This window comes from Lutibacter sp. B1 (assembly GCF_012524075.1).
Taxonomy (GTDB): domain Bacteria; phylum Bacteroidota; class Bacteroidia; order Flavobacteriales; family Flavobacteriaceae; genus Lutibacter.
Window position 1 is genome coordinate 1 of the sequence record NZ_JAAZUI010000132.1, and the last position, 762, is coordinate 762.

The 762-nt window shown below is 33.1% G+C and carries 1 protein-coding gene; it reads right to left on the reverse strand.

Annotated features, from left to right (window positions below; all coding sequences use genetic code 11):
- Positions 1 to 139 precede the first annotated feature (139 nt).
- Positions 140 to 739 (reverse strand): hypothetical protein, encoded by a 600-nt coding sequence (locus tag HGB55_RS15260; protein ID WP_168817950.1) that lies wholly within the window; start codon positions 737 to 739, stop codon positions 140 to 142.
- Positions 740 to 762: the final 23 nt, after the last annotated feature.

The following is a 762-nucleotide window of genomic DNA, read 5'->3' on the forward strand; positions in this document are numbered from 1 at the left end:
CCAACGGTCTCGTATAACCGTCAGTTGCGGGATTAAAGTTAATAATTTTCGGTTAAGAACTGGCGTTAGCAATTCCGAGTGGATTCGGACGTAGTCGAATCCGCCGTAATTGCGGTTATACATTGTTGTGCAACGTATTTTATTCATTTTCCTCATTAAGTCCAACAATGTCTTTTCGAATTTTTTTCCTCCATTTCTTTCCATATTTTTTGTCCAAATATTCGAAAACTGTTCTGTTATATTCATAGAGACTTTCCTCTGCAATTGCTTCACAACCGTACTCAACAAAATTGACGTTATATTTTTTCGCAAATTTTGAGTCAGATTTATAAAATACTGGTGCGATTCCACTAGATTCCAATATATTTATTTCTCCATTTTTGATGTCGGTAAGTGCTTTTTCTCGGTTGAGTCCAAATCTTGGTCTCATAACAAATTCAAACACGTATTCTTTTGGCTTGTCAACTCGGATTATTGTATCAAGATTTTCATATCCTAAAGCTGTTAATTCAATAGTTTCCAAACTGTCTCTTTCTCGAATTTTGTATCGATATTCAAATTCTCCTTTTTCGTTTGTCATTGAATATTTATATCTCGATTTATAATTTATATAAGCATTTTCAAGAGGCTTTCCGTTGACTTCGGACAATACAATTCCTTTAATCAGAATTTCACTTTTTTCTTGTGAAAATCCGATTATTGAATTCAGAAATAATATTGTCAGTATGAGTTTTTTCATATGTTGCACAACGGTTTAGGCTA

Excerpts from the sequence above, each read along its gene's own strand:
- HGB55_RS15260 (WP_168817950.1), bottom strand. The coding sequence starts at position 739 with ATGAAAAAACTCATACTGACAATATTATTTCTGAATTCAATAATCGGA.